This is a genomic window from Pyxidicoccus sp. M15 (genome assembly GCF_056858435.1).
Genome location: NZ_CM166495.1, coordinates 5,828,010 through 5,845,852, shown reverse-complemented (window position 1 = coordinate 5,845,852; position 17,843 = coordinate 5,828,010). Strand labels below are relative to the sequence as shown.

The window sequence follows — 17,843 nt, the reverse complement described above, 5'->3', positions numbered from 1 at the left end:
GTGAGCGCGGCGTCCAGCGGGTAGTTCTCGAAGACGACCAGCGTGTCGAAGAGGGCCGTGCCCGCGGGCACGTCGCTCCAGCGCTGCACCTTCACCAGTGGCGCGTGCTCGTGCTGGCGCGCCTCCACCTGCACCTCTTGAATGCGGCGCAGCCACGCCACCCACGGGGTGTCCGGCGACAGGCGCACGCGCACCGGCTGGGTGTTGATGAACAGGCCGACCATGTCCTCCACGCCCGCCAGGTCCGGCGGACGCCCGGAGACGGTGGTGCCGAAGACGACGTCCTCGGTGCCGGACAGGTGGCCCAGCACCATGGCCCACGCGCCCTGCACCAGCGTGTGCGCGGTGAGCCCGTGCCGGCGCGCGAAGGCATTCAGCGCCGCCGTGGTGTCGGCCGGCAGGTGCATCACTCGCGTCGCGCGGCCCGGCCCCTCGCCCTGCCCCGCTCCCGTGGCGGTGGGCTCGTGGAAGCCCGCCAGCTCGCGGCGCCAGAAGGCCTCCGACACGGACAGCTCGTGCTCCGCCAGCCAGCCGATGTAGTCCCCATACGGGCGTGGCGACGCGAGCCTCGGCGTACGGCCCGCGAGCGCGCCCTCGTACAGCGCGAAGACGTCGCGCAGCACCAGCGGCACGGACCAGCCGTCCAGCACCAGGTGCGAGTGGCTGAACACCAGCCGGTGCGCGTCGTCCGCGGTGCGCAGCAGCGTCAGCCGCACCAGCGGCGCGCGGGACAGGTCGAAGCCTTCACGCCGGTCCTGCTCCAGGAAGGCCGTCAGCCGGGCCTCCCGGGACTCGGGGGCCAGGTCGCGCCAGTCCTCCACGCGCAGCGGCAGGTCCACCTCGCGCAGCACCACCTGGACGGGCTCGTCCACGTCGTCCCAGACGAGGGCCGTGCGCAGCACCGGGTGCGCCGCCACCGCGCCCTGCCACGCGCGCGTGAAGGCCCCCAGGTCCAACCGCCCGCGCAGCTCGCAGACCAATTGGTTGAAGTACAGCCCCTGGCCGGGCTCCGCGAGCGCGTGGAAGAGCATGCCGCCCTGCAGGGGCGACAGCGGGTACAGGTCCTCGAGGTTGTCACTCATCGCGTCTTCTTCCCGAAGCGGGCGGACAGCTTGTCCAACTGCGCCTGTTTCACCTTGGCCAGCGGGAAGTCGGACGGAGAGTGGCCTCCCGCATCCGGCGCCCGCGACGCCACCACCAGGGCCTTGAGCCGGGCGAGGAAGTCCTCCGCCACGGCCACCACCGTCTCGCGACGGTGCAGCGCCTCACTGAACGTCCACAGCACCTCGAGCCGGCCGTCACGCACCGCGCTCGTCACGTCGAGCGCGTACGGGCGGCGCGAGCTCGGGGCCCGCTGCCGCAGCGACTCTCCTTCCGGCGCGAGCGCGAAGGGCGCCCCCGCGTCCACGGCTCCATCCACCTGTCCCAGGTGGTTGAAGCCGACCTCCGCCTCCGGGAGCGCCGCCAGCGACACGTCCTTCGCCACGTACTTCAGCAGGCCCCAGCCCATGCCCTGCGACGGCACCGCGCGCAGCCCTTCCTTCACCGCGCGCAGCGCCTCACCGGGCCCCTGCGTGCCGCGCAGGTCCAGGAGCGCCGGGAAGAAGCGCGTGAACCAGCCCACCGTGCGGGAGACGTCCACGCCCGGGAGCACCTCCTCACGGCCATGGCCCTCCACGTCCACCAGCGCCGTGCTCTTCCCCGTCCAGGCGGCAAGCGCCTGCGCGAGCGCGGTGAGCAGCGGGTCCTGCGGCTGCGTGTGCCAGGCCTTCGGCACGTCGTGCAGCAGGGCCTTCGTCTCCTCCGCGTCCAGCGTCACGCGCACCGTGCCCGTGGTGGCCTCGGTGTTGACGCCTCCGGAGAAGTCCCGAGGCAGCCGCGCCACCTCGCCCCACGGCCGCTCCATCCACCACGCGCGCTCCGCCGCCAGCTTCTCCGAGCGCGCCAGCGACTCCAGCCCGCGCGCCCACACCTGGAAGGACGTCGTCTTCGGCGGCAGCCGCACCGCCGCGCCCGACGCGAGCTGCACGTACACCGCCGCCAGGTCCTCCAGCAGGATGCGCCACGACACCGCGTCCACCACCAGGTGGTGCACCGCCAGCATCAGCCGCGCCGGCCGCCCCGCGTCCGACTCCAGCAGCGCCGCCTTCAGAAGCGGGCCATCCAGTCGCAGCGACGCCTGCAGCGCTTCCGCCTGCTCCAGCCGCGCGTGCTCCACCGTCACCGGCTCGCCCGGAGCCACGGACGCCTGGTGCCAGCCATCCTCCGCGCGAGCGAAGCGCAGGCGGAGCGCGTCGTGGTGCTCCAGGACGTGCGCCAGCGCCCGCTCCAGCAGCGCCGCGTCCAGCGCCGTCTTCACGTCGAGCAGCAGCGACATGTTCCAGAATTGCGGCGCCTCCAGCCCCAGCTCGAAGAACCAGCGCTGAATCGGCGTGAGGGCCACCGGCCCCACCACCGGCCCCTGCTCGGCCTGCACGGCGAGCCGGGTCCCCGCGACGGTGGCGAGCCGCGCCACCGTGGGGTTCTGGAAGAGCTGCTTGGGGGACAGCTCGATGCCGGCCGCGCGGGCGCGGGTGATGATCTGCAGGCCGAGGATGGAGTCACCGCCCAGCTCGAAGAAGTCATCGTGGATGCCGACGCGCTCCAGGTGGAGCACCTCGCGCCAGAGGGCCACGAGCTTCTCCTCCACCTCCGTGCGCGGCGCCACGGCGGGAGCGCCGCGGGCCTCCGCCGAGCCCGCGTCGGGCGCGGGCAGTGCGCGCGTGTCCACCTTGCCGTGACGCGTGCGCGGCAGGGCGGCCAGCGTCACGTACACGGCGGGCACCATGTACGGCGGCAGCCGGGACAGCAGCCAGGCCTTCAGCTCCGTGGCGGTCAGCGCCTCGGTGCTCCCCTCCGTCGCGGGGACGACGTAGGCGACGAGCCGCTTCGGCCCCTTGCCGTCCTCCCTCGCCACCACCGCGGCCTCCTTCACCGCGGGGCTCGCGAGCAGCGCGGCCTCCACCTCGCCCGGCTCGATGCGGAAGCCCCGCACCTTCACCTGCGTGTCGGAGCGGCCCAGGAACTCCAGCGTCCCGTCCGTCCGCCAGCGCGCCAGGTCTCCCGTGCGGTACATCCTCGCGCCGGGACGCCCGTCGAAGGCGTCCGCCACGAAGCGCTCGGCGGTGAGCGCCGGCTGGCCCAGGTAGCCCCGCGCCACACCGGTTCCACCCACGTACAGCTCGCCCGGCGCGCCGGGAGGCATCAGCCGGCGCCGCGCATCCAGCAGGTACACGCGGGCCCCGGGCACCGCCCGGCCAATGGGCACGCTGCCCTGCTCGTCCTGACGCACGCGGTGCACGGTGCTCCAGATGGTGGCCTCGGTGGGGCCGTACTCGTTGAACAGCGCCACCGTGGGCAGCGCCTCGTGGTGCGCGCGGGCCAGCTCCAGCGGGCACGCCTCACCGCCCACGCTCACCGCGCGCAGGCCGGACAGTCCGCCCGGCGGCGCCGCCGCGAGCACCTGCCCGTAGAGCGCCGGCACGGAGATGAGGTGCGTGACGCCCGCCTTCGCCATCAGCTCCGCGAGCTTGCGCGGGTCCTCGCGCTCCTCCACGTCCGGGTAGCGCAGCGTGCCGCCCTCGAAGAGGGACCAGAACAGGCCCGCCAGCGACGCGTCGAAGGTGAACGGCGCCAGCGACAGGACGACGCCGGGCACGCCGTACACCACGTGCCGGGCCCGCGTCGCGGACACGAGCTGCCGGTGCTCCAGCACCACGCCCCGCGGCCGGCCCGTGGAGCCGGACGTGTAGACGATGCATGCCGCATGGTGCGCCTCGGGCCCGGGCAGCTCCGCGCCAGGGGCCTCGGGCAGGGACTCCAGCGACACCACCGCCGTGCCCTCGCGCGCGGGCACTCGCGCGGCCCATGCCCTGGACGTGACGACGGCGCGCGCCCGCGTGTCCTCGAGGATGCCGGAGAGCCGCTCGGCCGGGTGCTCCACGTCGAGCACCACCGCCGCAGCCCCCGCGCGCATGACGCCGAGCATTCCCGCCACCACGTCCGCGGGCTGCACCAGCGCGAGCGCCACGACGGCATCCGGCCCCACGCCCAGGCCATGCAGGTGCCGCGCGAGCCGCGCGGACAGCACGTCCACCTCACGGTAGGTGAGCCGCCGGGTGCCGTCCTCCACCGCCACCGCGTCCGGCGTGCGCGCCGCCTGCGCCGCGAAGCGCGCGGGCACCGTGTCCGCACCGGAGGACTCGTGGGCCGCGGGCGGGTTCCACTCCACCAGCAGGCGTTGCAGCTCGGCCTCGGACAGGAGCGACAGCCGCGACAGCCGCTGCTCGGGCGCGGAGGCCACGGACTCCAGCAGGCGGAGCAGGTGCTCCGACAGCCGGGAGATGGTGTCCGCGTCGAAGAGGTCGGTGTTGTACTCGATGGCGCCCGCCAACCCCTCCTTCGACTCCACCAGCTCCAGCGTGAGGTCCAGCTTGGTGGCGCCCGTGGGGACGACGCGGCTGCGGATGTGCACGCCGGCCAGGGACATCTCGGGCGCGGGCGTGTTGTGCAGCACCAGCATCGTCTGGAAGATGGGCGTGTGGCTCAAGTCGCGGGCCACGTGGAGCGCGTCCACCAGCTTCTCGAAGGGCACCTCCTGGTGCGCGAAGCCGCCCAGCGCGGCGCGGCGCACCCGGCCGAGCATCTCGACGAACGTCGGGTCACCGGACAGGTCCGCGCGCAGGGCGATGGAGTTGATGAAGCAGCCGATGAGCGGCTCCACCTCGGGGCGGTTGCGGCCGGCCACCGGGGTGCCCACCGCGAAGTCCTCCTGGCCGGAGTACGCGTGCAGCAGGGACTGCCACGCCGCCATCAGCACCATGAAGGGCGTGGCGCCCTCGCGCCGGCCCACCGCGGCCAGCGACTCCGCCAGCCGCTTCGGCACGGTGACGGGCAGCCGCGCGCCGGGGTACGTCTGCACCGGAGGCCGGGGCCGGTCCGTGGGCAGGCGCAGCACGGGCACGTCGGACAGCACGTCCCGCCACCAGTCCTGCTCGGCCTTCAGCTCGGGGCCGCGCATCCACTCCTGCTGCCAGACGGAGTAGTCCGCGTACTGCACGGGCAGCGCGGGCAGCGGCGACGGCTGGCCCTCCATGAAGGCCGCGTACAGCCGTGCCAGCTCGTGCATCATCACGCCCGCGGACCAGCCGTCCGAGACGATGTGGTGCAGCACGAGCAGCAGCACGTGCTCGGTGCCGCTGACGCGCAGCAGCGCCGCGCGCATCAGCGGGCCGGCCTGGAGGTCGAACGGGCGGCGTGCTTCCCCCTTCGCCCAGGCCGTGACTTCGTCCTCGCCCGCGCCTTCCGCCACGGCCAGGACGATGGGCACCTCCAGCGACGGCGCGATGAGCTGCACCGAGCCCGAGTCCGCCATGGCGAACGTGGTCCGGAGGATTTCGTGCCGGCGCACCACCTCGTTGAGGGCGCGCTCCAGCGAGGCCACATCCAACGTGCCGCTCATCACCAGCGTGACGGCGTTGTTGTAGGCCACGTTCCCCGGCTCCAGGTGGTCCAGGTACCAGAGCCGCTGCTGCGCGAAGGACAGCGGCAGCGGTCCGTTGCGCGGGACACGCGGGATGGGCGGAGGCCCTTCCGTCTTCTTCGCGGCCCCGGGCGTCGCCGCGACCTTCGGCGGCTTCGGACGGCGTGCCGGCGCGGGCACGGCGGCCAGCAGCTCCAGCGAACCGTCGCCGCGGCGCCGCGCGCGGCGGCCCGTCATCAGCCTGCGCTCCCCTGCTTCCGTGGCCTGGACGACGCGAAGCGACGCGGTGCCCGGCGCGTTCCAGAAGCCGCGAGGGACACCCGCGCCCGCCAGGGCCAGCTCACCCACCACGCCCGCGGGCACCGGCCGGCCCCGCACGTCGACGACCTCGAACGGAACAGAGCTTCCATTCCCGGAGGCGAGCCACGCGCCGAGCCCCACATCGTGACGCACGACCTCCGCGCCCAGCGAGCGGGCCAGCGAGGCCGCGTCCTCCGGCGTCGCGCCCTCCAGCAGCACGCGGCGGAGGACTCCGGCGGCTCCGGGCACTTCCGACAGCGCGCGGGCCTGCGCCACCGTGCAGTGCAGGTGGCTGATGCCCGCCTCGCGCAGCAGCGACAGCATCGCCTCCGCGGCACCGGGCCCCTCCTGGAGCGTCGCGCCGGGCACCGGGGCTCCCGGCTCCGGTGCATACCGGTTGCGCAGCGCATCCAGGTGCCGCAGCCCTTCGAGCGTCGCATCCACCTCCACGCCGAAGTCCACGAGGCAGGCCACCTCATCCACGTCGAGCCCGCGCACGCGCTCCACCACGGGCCCGCAGGAGTCCGGAGTACCGAAGAGGCCGCCGTCCTCCAGGTAGCGCTCCAGTCCGTGCTCCAGCAGCGCATCCACGTCCGCGGGCGTCAGCGAGCGCGGGTCGATCTTCAGCCCCTGGCTGGCGATGAAGCCCGCGAGGATGTCCAGCGAGCTGCGGAAGTAGTTGAGGAGCGGCTGGCGCACGCGCTCGCGCACCCCGGCCGGGTCCGCACCCAGGTACGTGTGCATCATCAGGCTCACGTGCCCCCGGCCCGCGTGCCCGTGCTGACGCCAGGCCTCGCGGTACAGCGCCACCTTCGCGGCCAACTCCTCCAGGTGCTGGCCCATCAGGTTGGTGAGCACGTACGCGCCCAGCTCGCCCGCGAGGCGGAACGTCTCCGGGCTGCCCGCGGCGGTGAGCCAGACGGGCAGCTCCTTCTGGACGGGACGCGGGCGGAGGGACAGCTCCACCTCGTCGCCCGCGCCGTTGCGGCGGCGCACCGTGCCTCCGCGCCACAGCGCCCGCACCTCCTCGACGCCGCGGAGCATGACCTCCTTGCGGCGCGCGTACCGGTCCGGCGCGAAGACGAAGTCGTTGGCGTGCCAGCCCGAGGCGAAGGACACACCCACGCGGCCGTCGGACAGGTTGTCCAGGACGGCCCACTCCTCCGCCACGAGGACGGGGTCATGCAGCGGGAGCACCACGCTGCCGGCGCGGATGCCCACGCGCTCCGTCACCGTGGCCACGCCCGCGCCCACCACCGCCGGCCTCGGGTACAGGCCGCCGAAGGCATGGAAGTGCCGCTCCGGCGTCCACACCGCGGAGAAGCCATTCGCGTCCGCGAACTTCGCCGCCTCCAGCAGCAGCCGGTACTTGCGCCCGCCGAGCGAGTCCTCGTCGTTGGCGAAGAACGACAGGCTGAAGTCCGGCCCCCGGCGCGCGGCCCCCGCGCCCGCCGACACCAGGCTGAAGCGCGCCCGCTCCTCGGGCAGCACCACGCGCAGGCCCCGGGTGAGGGCCCACAGCAGCTCCAGGCCCGAGCCCGGCGAGTGCGTCTCCTCCGCCGCGAGCCACGCGCCTTCCGCCGCGGGGCCCGCCGCGTCCAGGTGGTGGAAGAAGTCCGCCACCGTCCGGTGCGTGTGGATGGCGCGGAGCCGGTCTCCCGACGGGCCGACCCGTGGCTCCAGGCACACCATCGTCTCCGCCACCACGTTCGCCGGACGGCTCCGCGTGAGCGCCTCCGCGCGGGAGGCCCGGAGCATCGACTCCGACAGGGCCTCCAGGGGACGCGCCGCGCCCGCGGCCCCGCTCCCCGGCGGGAGTGAAGCCCGAGCCAGCGCGTCCGTGCCCTTCCCTTCCGCGAGCAGCGTGTCCACGTGCAGCACGCGGGCGGCCTCCAGCGTCACGCTCGTCCGCACACGCTCGTGGGTGAGCAGCAGGGGCGCCGGGCCGCCATCGGGCGCGAGCGAGGACAGCTCGCGAAGCTGCGGCACCGACAGCAGCACGTACGCGCCGCCGGCCTCCAGCACCGCCCAGAGCGCCACCACGCGCTCCACGGAGGGCTCCAGGCACACGGCCACCAGCACCTCGGGCCCCACGTCGCGGGCCACCAGCACCGCCGCGAGCCGCCGCGCCTTCTCGCGCAGCTCGCCCCAGGTGACGCTCCGCTCGCCCACCGTGAGCGCCACGGCGCGCGACTCCTGCGCGGCCCGCGCCTCCAGCAGGGACACGGCGGCCACCGGCGCGCGCGTGTCCCTGGACTCCGGCAGCGAAGCGGCCTGCACCGGGGCCAGCGGCAGCGCGGACAGACGCTGCTCCGGGTCCGCCACCGCGGCGGCGAGCAGCGCATCCCAGTGCGCCACCAGCCGCTCCATCGTCGCGGGCTCGAAGCGCTCCACGGCGTAGTCCAGCGTGCCGGAGAAGCCCTCGTCGCCCTCACCCATGGAGATGGAGAGGGACGACAGCACGGCGCCGAACTGCGCCGGTCCGTCCTGGACCTCCATCAGGCTCATCCGCAGGCCCGGCAGCTCCAGGTGCGGCTCGAAGCGGTTGTGGAGGATGAACAGCGAGTCGAAGACGCGCTCGCGGCCCGTGTCCTTCGCGGGCTCGATTTCCTTCACCAGGTGCTCGTAGGGCACGTCCGGGTGGGCGTACGCCTCCAGCATCACGTCCCGCACGCGCCCGAGCAGCTCGCGGAAGCTCGGGTCGCCGGACAGGTCCGTGCGCAGCGGCACCGCGTGCGCCACGTAGCCGATGACCGGCTCCAGCTCCGGGCGGCTCCGGTTGCCGATGGGCGTGCCCACCACCAGGTCATCGCGGCCGGACCAGCGCGCCAGCAGTGCCTTCCAGGACGCCAGCATCACCATGAACGGCGTGACGCCCTCGCGCTGCGCCAGCGCATGCACCGCGCGGGTCATCTCCGGAGAGAAGCCCACGTTGCGGCGAGCGCCGCCCAGCGCGGGCCCTTCCGGGCGAGGGCGGTCCACCGGCAGGTCCAGCGCGCCCGGCAGCGACACCAGCCGCTCGCGCCACGCGGCGGCCTGCGAGGAGAACGCGCCCACCTCCAGCGCCTTCCGCTGCCACGCCGCATAGTCCGCGTACTGCACCGCCAGCTCCGGCAGGGGCGACGGCTGGCCCTGCTGGAAGGCGCCGTAGAGCGTTCCCAGCTCCCGCCCGAGCACCACGAGCGACCACGTGTCACACACCACGTGGTGCACCGTGACGGCGAGCAGGTGCTCGTCCGGGGCCAGCCGCAGCAGCCGCGCGCGCACCACGGGGCCGCGCTCGATGTCGAGCGGCCGCGCCGTCTCCGCGTGCACCAGCCTGCGCCACTCCGCCTCGCGCGCCTCCGGTGTTGCACCCGCCACCTGCTCCGCCGTCAGCGGCAGCTTCAGCTCCGGGGCGATGCGGACCACCGTGCGCCCCTCCACCCGGGGGTACGACGTGCGCAGCGCCTCATGGCGCCGGGTCATCGCCTCCAGGCTCCGCTCCAGCACCGCCACATCCAGCGTGCCGCTCATCCGCAGCACCATGGACATGTTCAGCGCCGGGTTGCCCGGCACCGCCTGCTCCAGCGCGACGACGCGCTCCTGCACCACGGACAGCGGCAGCGCGCCGTCACGGGGGACGCGCACCAGGGGCGGCAGCGCCGCCTCCGCGCTCTCCGCCCCCGTGCCCAGCCGCGCCTGGATGCGCGCCGCCACGCCCGCCACGGTGGGGGCCTCGAACAAGTCACTCAGCGGGAGCTGGACGGGGAAGGCCTCGCGCAGGCGCGTCAGCATCTGCGCCGCCATCAGCGAGTTGCCGCCCAGCTCCAGGAAGTCGTCGTGGATGCCGAAGTCCGTGCGCCCCAGCCGCTCGCGCCAGATGTCCAGCACCTTGCGCTCCACGTCCGTGCGCGGCCCGGCCTTGTCCGCCGGCAGCTCCGCCACGGGCGCGGGAGCGCTCTGCTGCTCCGCCTGGATGAGCGTCGTCGCCTGCGCCGTCGCGACGGCCGAGGCCGGAATCGCCGCCGGCACCTCCACCCCGAAGGGCTGGCGCTCGAAGGGGTACGTCGGCAGCGACAACCGCCGGCGCTGCTCGTGCGCGTAGACGTCCTGCCAGCGCACCTCCAGGCCCTGCTCCCACAGCGCACCCAGCGCCTCGCTCAGCGCCGCGTGCTCCGACGCCTTCGCTCCCGCGCGAGGCAGCGAAGCCACCGCCCGCCCCGCGTGCCCGCGCAGGCCCAGCCGCGCCAGCGCGGTGAGCGCCTGGTCCGGCCCCACCTCCAGGAACACGGTGCAGCCGTCGGCCTTCAGGGCCTCCAGCCCGTCACCGAAGCGCACCGGCGCCCGCATCTGCCGCGCCCAGTACGCCGGGTCCGTCGCCTCCTCCGCGCGAATCCACGTGCCGGTGACGCTCGACACGTACGGCAGCTGGGGCGCGGACAGCCGCAGCCCCGACACCACGCGCTTCAGCTCGTCCATCAGCGGCTCCACGTCCGCCGAGTGGAACGCGTGCCCCGCCGGAAGCCGCAGCACGCCGAGGCCCCGCGACGTCAGCTCGCGCTCCAGCGCCTCCACCTCCGGCGTGGGCCCGGACACCACGCACCGCTCCGGCCCGTTCACCGAGGCCAACGCCAGCCCACCCGACAGCAGCGGACGCACCACCTCCTCCGCCGCGCCCACCGCCGTCATGCTCCCCGCGGGCAGCCGCGCCATCAGCCGCCCGCGCGCCGTCACCAGCGCCAGCGCGTCCTCCAGCGGCATCACCCCCGCCAGGCACGCCGCCGTGTACTCACCGAAGCTGTGCCCCAGCAGCGCGTACGGCTTCACGCCATACGCCTCCCAGAGCCGGGCCAGCGCGTACTCCACGGAGAACAGCGCCGGCAGCGCGAAGCGCGGGTCCGCCAGCGTGTCGCGCGCGGCCGCCTCCGCTCCCGGCGCGGGCAGCAGCACGCCGCGCAGCGCCGTCTCCAGCTGCGGCCCCAGCCCCGTCAGGCACGCATCCAGCGCCTCGCGGTACGCCGGCTCCGCCGCGTACAGCTCACGCCCCATGCCCACCGACTGCGCGCCCTGCCCCGGCAGGAGGAAGGCCACGCGCCGCTCGCGCGCCGCCGCCACGTCCTCCAGCACCTGCGCCTTGCCCGGAGCCCGCAGCTTCGCCAGCAAGTCCTGCCGGTCCTTCGCCACCACCGCGCGCCGGTGCCCGAAGCCGCGGCGCCCCGCGTTGCGCGTGAAGGCCACGTCCGCCAGCGCCACGTCGGAGGGCGCGGACTCCAGCCAGTCCGCCAGCTGGCTCGCCGTCGCGGCCAGCGCTCCCGCCGTGCGGGCGGACAGCGTCACCACCTGCGTGGGGCGGGCGCTCGGCGCGGGCGGCGGAGGCAGCGGCGCCTCCTCCAGCACCGCGTGCGCGTTGGTGCCGCCGATGCCGAACGAGCTGACGCCCGCGCGCCGGGGCACGTCCCCGCGCGGCCACGGCCGCCGCGAGTTCACGACGAAGAAGGGGCTGTTCGCGAAGTCGATGGCCGGGTTGGGCCGCTCGAAGTTGAGGCTGGGCGGCAGCTCTTCATGGTGCAGCGCGAGCGCCGCCTTCATCAGTCCGGCCAGGCCCGCCGCCGTGTCCAGGTGGCCGATGTTCGTCTTCACCGAGCCCAGGCCGCAGTAGCCCTTCCGGTCCGTCTGCCGCCGGTACGCCCGCGTGAGGGCCGCGACTTCAATCGGGTCGCCCAGCGCGGTGCCGGTGCCGTGCGCCTCCACGTAGCCGATGTCGCCCGCCTCCAGCCCCGCGTACGCCAGCGCCTCGCCGATGACGTCCGCCTGCCCCTCCACGCTCGGCGCCGTGTAGCCCACCTTCAGGCCACCGTCGTTGTTCAGCGCGGAGCCGCGGATGACCGCGTACACATGGTCCCCGTCCCGCAGCGCGTCCTCCAGCGGCTTGAGCACCACCGCCGTCACGCCGTTGCCCGGCACCGTGCCCGCCGCCTTCGCGTCGAAGGCCCGGCAGTGTCCGTCCGGGGAGAGAATCATCCCGTCCTGGAAGAGGTAGCCCGTGCGCTGCGGCAGCGACACGCGCGCCGCTCCGGCGATGGCCATGTCCGACTGGCGCAACAGCAGGCTCTGGCAGGCCATGTGCACGGCCACCAGGCCCGTGGAGCACGCGGTGTAGACGGCCAGGCTCTCGCCGCGCAGCTTCAGCTTGAAGGACGCCTTCGTGGCGAGGTTCTCACCCGTGGTGCCCAGCAGCTCGAAGAGCGAGGCCGGGTCCAGCTTCCCCTGCCCCAGCAGCGACAGCGTGTGCAGCGACGGCCCCGCGCCCGCGTAGAGGGAAATCTTCCCCGCGTAGCGCTCCGGGTCATACGCCGCGTCCTCGAGCGCGGCCCATGCGCACTCCAGGAAGACGCGCTGCTGCGGGTCCATCCACTTCGCCTCGCGCGGCGGCACGTCGAAGAAGCCGGCGTCGAAGGACTCGCCCTCCTCCAGCACCGACGCCGCGGGCACGAAGTCCGGGTGCTTGCGCACGGACTCGGGCACCACCGGCGAGGCCTCCATCGCCTCCGGCTTCAGGCGGGAGATGGACTCCACGCCCTCGCACAGGTTGCGCCAGAAGGCGCGCACGTCGGCGGCACCGGGAAAGCGCCCGGCCATGCCGATGATAGCGATGTCATTGCCACCAACGCCTGTCGTCGCGTCCTGTTCAGTCATGGCCTCGGGTGTTCCTTCCGCGCCGCTGGAGGACCTGCCTGCGGGCCTCCGCGCGCTCCTGGTGCTTGACGCCCTCCGTCTCGGGCTTCGCCTCGGCGGACAGCCTCCGGGCGAGCGCGTGGACGGTGGGATGTTCGAAGAAGTGGGTGATGGGGACGTCCCGGCCGAGCGACTCGCGCAGCCGCGAGCACGCCCGCACCGCCGCCAGCGAGCTGCCGCCCAGGTCGTCGAAGAAGTGCGCGTGCACGCCGACGGACGGGTGGCCCAGCGCCTCGGCCCACGCGCGGGCGATGGACTCCTCCAGCGGCGTGCGGGGCGCGCCATCCGGCGCCGCGGCCCTCGCGGGAGGAGGCAGCGCGCGCGCGTCCACCTTGCCGCTGGCCAGCAGCGGCAGCGCGGCGAGCGGGAGGATGTCCGCGGGCACCAGGTGCTCGGGCAGCCGCGCGCGCAGCAGGGACTTCACCTCGCCCGGCGCGAGCGGCTCCGCGGAGGCGGGCACCACGTACGCCACCAGCCGGGGCTCTCCTCCCGAGGGAGGCCGCCACACGGTGACATGCGCCTGCCGCATGCCGGCAAGCTCGCGCAGGGCGACCTCCACCTCCCCCGGCTCGATGCGGAAGCCGCGCAGCTTCACCTGCGCGTCCACGCGGCCCACGAAGTCGAGCCGTCCGTCCGCGCGCCAGCGCACCACGTCGCCCGAGCGGTACAGCCGCGCGCCGGGCTCGCCACCGTACGGGTCCGGCACGAAGCGCTCGGCGGTGAGGTCCGGCCGGCCCAGGTAGCCGCGCGCCACGGAGGGTCCGCCGATGTACAGCTCTCCCGCCACACCCATGGGCACCGGCCGCAGCGCCTCGTCCAGCACATACGCGTCGATGTGCGGCAGCGGCCGGCCGATGGGCGGCGGGCCCGCCTCTTCCGGCGGGCAGCGCCCCCAGGTGGCGCACACCGTGATTTCGGTGGGGCCATACGCGTTGACGAGCGCCCGGCCATTCGCGAAGCGCGTCACGAGGTCCGCCGGGCAGGCCTCGCCCGCGGTCATGAGCACCGCCAGGTCCGGGAGCGGCGCCTCCGGCAGCAGCGTGGAGACGGACGGCGGCAGCGTCACCGCGGTGATGCGCTGCTCCTTGAGCACGCGGTGCAGCACCTCGCCAGCGAGCAGCTCCCCCGGCGGAGGCAGGTGCAGCTCACCGCCGGTGGTGAGGGACTGGACGTACTCCGCCACCGAGGCATCGAAGGACGGTGAGGAGAACTGGAGCACGCGCGCGCCCGGGCCGAAGGAGAGGACCGCGGCAATGGACTCGGCGAAGTGCACCGCGCCCCGGTGCGTCACCACCACGCCCTTGGGCCGCCCCGTGCTGCCCGAGGTGTAGATGACGTAGGCCGCGCAGTCCGGCGACGGCACCGAGGAGCCCGAAACGACGGACTCCTCGGCGGCCTGGCCCGGAGCGCCGTGTTCTTCCCAGCGCAGGGCTCGCACGCCCTCCGGGAGGGCCAGCCGCTGCGCGAGCCGCCCATGGGCCAGCAGCACCCGCGCCCCCGCGTCCGCGAGCGTCCACGCCACGCGCTCGGGAGGGTGCGTGGGCTCGAAGGGAACCACCGTTCCGCCTGCCTTGAGCACGGCGAGGAAGGCCACCACCGACTCCGGCCCACCCCGCTCCAGCAACGTGCCGACGCGCACCTCGGGCCCCACACCATGCCGCCGCAGCCGGGCCGCGAGCCGGCCGGCCCACGCATCCACCTCGCGGTACGTCCACCGGGTGGCGCCGGCCACGAGCGCCACGGCGTCGGGAGTCCGCGCCGCCCAGGCCTCGAAGAGCGCGTGCAGCTCCGTGCCGACAGCCTGCTTCGGGGCCTCCGTACGACGCCCCAGGTCCAGCAGTCCGCGTCGCTCGTCCGCATCCAGCAGCGGCAGGTCCACCAGCGGGGCGTCGGGTGCGGAGGACGCCGCCTCCAGCAGCACGCGCAGGTGACGGGCCATGCGCGCGGCGGCGTCCGCGTCGAAGAGGTCCGCGCAGTACTCCAGGCTGGCCGAGAAGCCGCCGTCCACCTCCGCCATCATCAGCGTGAGGTCGAAGGCCGAGGCGCGGTGACCCAGCGGGAAGGACTCCAGCTCCAGCGCGCCCAGGCGGGCCCGCGCCCCCGGCTCTCCGAGGGCGAACGCGCCCAGCGCCTCGCGCCCGGGCCGGCCGGACTGCAACGCGAACATCGCCTGGAAGACGGGCGCGCGGGACGGATCTCTCCGGGGTTGGAGCCGCTCGACGAGCCGGGCGAAGGGCAGCTCCTGGTGCTCCAGCGCCTCCAGCACGGTACCGCGCACCTGCGCCAGCAGCCCGGAGAAGGACAGCGCACGGGGCAGGCGGGCGCGCAGGGCCACGGGGTTGACGAAGTAGCCCACCTGCCGCGACAGGTCCGCGCGAGTCCGGCCCGCGGTGGGCGTGCCGACGATGACGTCCTCCTGCCCGGTGTAGCGGCGCAGGAAGGCGACGTACCCCGCCAGCAGCGTCATGAACGGCGTGGCGCCATGCGCGTGCGCCAGGGCCTTCAGGCGCGCGGCCGTCGGGGGCTCCACGCGGAACGACACCGTGGCGCCCCGGAAGGACTGCAGCCGGGGACGGGGCCGCGACGTGGGCAGCTCCAGCGCGGGCAGCTCGCCGCCCAGCCGCTCGCGCCACCAGGCCTGGAGCGCGTCACCGGCGGGCCCCGTGTAGCGCGGCTCCTGGGCCTGGAGGATGGCCGGTGCGGGCGGCGGAGGCGGGAGCAGCGCGGCGGGTGTGCCGTGGACCTCGGCGGTGTAGAGCGCGCCCAGCTCCTCGGCCAGCACCTCCAGCGACCAGAAGTCGGTGACCAGGTGGTGCAGCACGAACAACAACACGGACCCGCCCGGCGCACCGGTGAACAGGCGCACGCGGACGAGCGGCCCGTGCTCCAGGTCGAAGGGCCGGTATGCCTCGGCGTCGAGCCGCTCGCGAAGGGCCTCCACCGTCGACGCGGACGCGTCCTCCAGTTCCAGCGACGGCACGGAAGCCGAGGGCCGCAGCACGGGCTCCCCGCGCTCCTCGGGGAACGCGCAGGCCAGGGCCGGGTGGCGCGCGACGAGCGCGGAGAACACGCGCCCGAGCACCGCTGCATCCACGGGCGCGGTGAAGCGCAGCGCGCGGGCCACGTGGTACGCCGTGCTCCCGGGCGCCATGCGCTGGAGGAACCACAGCGCGCGCTGACCATCGGACACGTACGTGGCGCCACTCGCGGGAGTGGACGGCACCGCCTCCGGACGCCCGGAAGCGTCACCGCGCCGCTGCTCCACCCAGGCCGTGACTTCGCGCAGGCTCGGTCCCTGGAGCAGCAGCGCGGGCGGCAGCGACACGCGCCACCCCTCCTCCACCGCGTGCAGCACCTCCAGCGCGCGCAGCGAGTCGAGTCCGAAATGGGTGAGCGGCGCATCCACGTCCAGCGAGCGCGCGTCCACGCCGAGCAGCCCGGACACGCGCGACACGAGCCACGGGAGCACCTCGCCCTGCCCCGCCTCGGACACCCCGGGGGCCTGGTGCGCGTCCCGCGCCTCCATCCCGGCCGTGCCCTCCACCTGTCCCTCGCGCCACTCCCGCACCACGTCCAGCGTGCCGGCCAGGAACGCCTCGCGGCACGCGCGCCGCTGCACCTTGCCGCTGGACGTCTTGGGCAGCGCGCCCGCGGAGATGAGCACCACCGCGTGCGCGGCCACGCCATGCTCCTCGGCCAGCGCCGCGCGGATGCGCGTGAGCACCGTGTCCACGTCCCCCGCCGCCTTCGCGGAGACCTCCTGCACCAGCGTGAGCCGCTCCTCCCCGCCCACCTCCACGGAGAACGCAGCGCCGCAGCCGGGGCGCAGGCCCGGGTGGCAGCGTTCCACGGACAGCTCCAGGTCCTGCGGGTAGTGGTTCCGCCCGCGCAGCACCAGCACGTCCTTCAGCCGCCCGGTGACGAAGACCTCGCCGCCTTCGACGACGCCCAGGTCGCCGGTGCGCAGGTACGGCCCGTCACCCGAGCCCGCCAGCCGCCCGTGGAACGTGCGCGCCGTCTCCTCCGGCCGCTGCCAGTACCCATCCGCCACGCTGGGGCCGCGCACCCAGATTTCTCCCACCCGCCCCGGTGCGGACGGCACCCCCGTTTCCGGGTCCACCACGCGCAGCTCCTGCCCGCCCAGCGCCTCGCCGCAGCCCACCAGCACCGCCTCCACCTCGCCATCCACCGGGGCCCGCGCCTCGCCGTGCCGCAGCCCCTCGCGAGCGAAGCGCCGCACCACCGGCGGCTCCGCGCGCCGGCCACCGGTGACGATGAGCGTCCCCTCCGCCAGTCCGTAGCAGGGGTAGAAGGCCTCGCGCCGGAAGCCCGCGGGCGCGAAGGCCTGGGCGAAGCGCTCCAGCGTCTCCTCGCGCACCGGCTCCGCGCCGCAGAACGCCACCTCCCAGCGGCTCAGGTCCAGCGCGGCCCGCTCCTCGGGCGTGCTCTTGCGCACGCACAAATCGAACGCGAAGTTGGGCCCGCCGCTCACCGTGCCACCGAAGCGCGACACCGCCTCCAGCCACCGCATGGGCTGCTGCAGGAAGAACAGCGGCGGCAGCAGCACGGTGGGGATGTCGCGGAACAGCGGCTGGAGGATGCCGCCAATCAGCCCCATGTCGTGGTACGGCGGCAGCCAGATGACGCCCACCGGATTCGGGGCCGCGTCGAAGCCGCGCGCGATGAGCCCCGAGTTGTGCAGCAGGTGCCGGTGCCGCAGCACCACGCCGCGCGGCGTCCCCGTGGAGCCCGACGTGTACTGGAGGAACGCCACCGCGTCGCCGTGGAGCTCCACCGGCCGCCACGCCTCCGCCTCCTCCGCCGGCACCGAGTCCGTGGCCAGCCAGCGCAGCGCGCGCAGGTCCGGCGCGTCCTCTGTAAGCGGCTCCACCATCGCCAGGATTCCGGACGTGGTGAGCGCCACCCGCGCGCCGCAGTCCGCCACCAGCGCCTGGAGCCGGGGCAGCGTGCGCCCCAGCCGCATCGGGTCCGGCGGGTACGCGGGCACCGCCACCACCCCCGCGTACAGGCACCCCAGGAAGCCGAGCACGTACTCACGGCCGGGCGGGTACAGGAGCAGCGCCCGGTCGCCTGGTGCCAGGTGCCGCCGCAGCAGCGCCGCCACCGCCCGCGCGCCCGCGTCCAGCTCCGCGTAGGTGACGGTGTGCTCCCCTTCCTCATCCAGGAAGGTGAAAACGTTCTGCCCGCCCTGCGCCGATGCACGGGCGCGGCAGAGGTCCACGAAGGTCAGGTCCTGGGGACAGACGAATTCGGAGGCGGGGTCGGCGCGCGTCGGCAGGTGCAT

3 protein-coding genes (1 of these 3 only partly in view) are annotated in these 17,843 nt (G+C 74.6%); all 3 read right to left on the bottom strand.

Translation table 11 applies throughout. The features are described 5' to 3' along the window. Tightly spaced (each overlapping or abutting the next), the 3 genes in view from ACX9TP_RS22050 to ACX9TP_RS22040 form a layout consistent with a single transcriptional unit that may run on beyond the window. Positions 1-1,082, bottom strand: the 5' end (the start) of a protein-coding gene (locus ACX9TP_RS22050) for a non-ribosomal peptide synthetase (protein WP_482981695.1). 20,305 nt of this gene lie to the left of the window's left edge; the window shows 1,082 of its 21,387 coding nt (coding positions 1-1,082); its start codon is at positions 1,080-1,082; the stop codon falls past the left edge of the window. Beyond that, positions 1,079-12,499 (bottom strand): MupA/Atu3671 family FMN-dependent luciferase-like monooxygenase, encoded by an 11,421-nt coding sequence (locus ACX9TP_RS22045; protein ID WP_482981694.1) that lies wholly within the window; start codon positions 12,497-12,499, stop codon positions 1,079-1,081. The genes ACX9TP_RS22050 and ACX9TP_RS22045 overlap by 4 nt, the downstream gene beginning before the upstream one ends. Next, complete coding sequence (locus ACX9TP_RS22040) at positions 12,492-17,843, bottom strand: amino acid adenylation domain-containing protein (protein ID WP_482981693.1); 5,352 nt, start codon at positions 17,841-17,843, stop codon at positions 12,492-12,494. The genes ACX9TP_RS22045 and ACX9TP_RS22040 overlap by 8 nt, the downstream gene beginning before the upstream one ends.

What these genes read in the sequence shown, in the direction of transcription:
- ACX9TP_RS22045 (WP_482981694.1), bottom strand. Translation starts at nt 12,499, where the DNA reads ATGACTGAACAGGACGCGACGACAGGCGTTGGTGGCAATGACATCGCT.
- ACX9TP_RS22040 (WP_482981693.1), bottom strand. Translation starts at nt 17,843, where the DNA reads ATGCACCTGCCGACGCGCGCCGACCCCGCCTCCGAATTCGTCTGTCCC.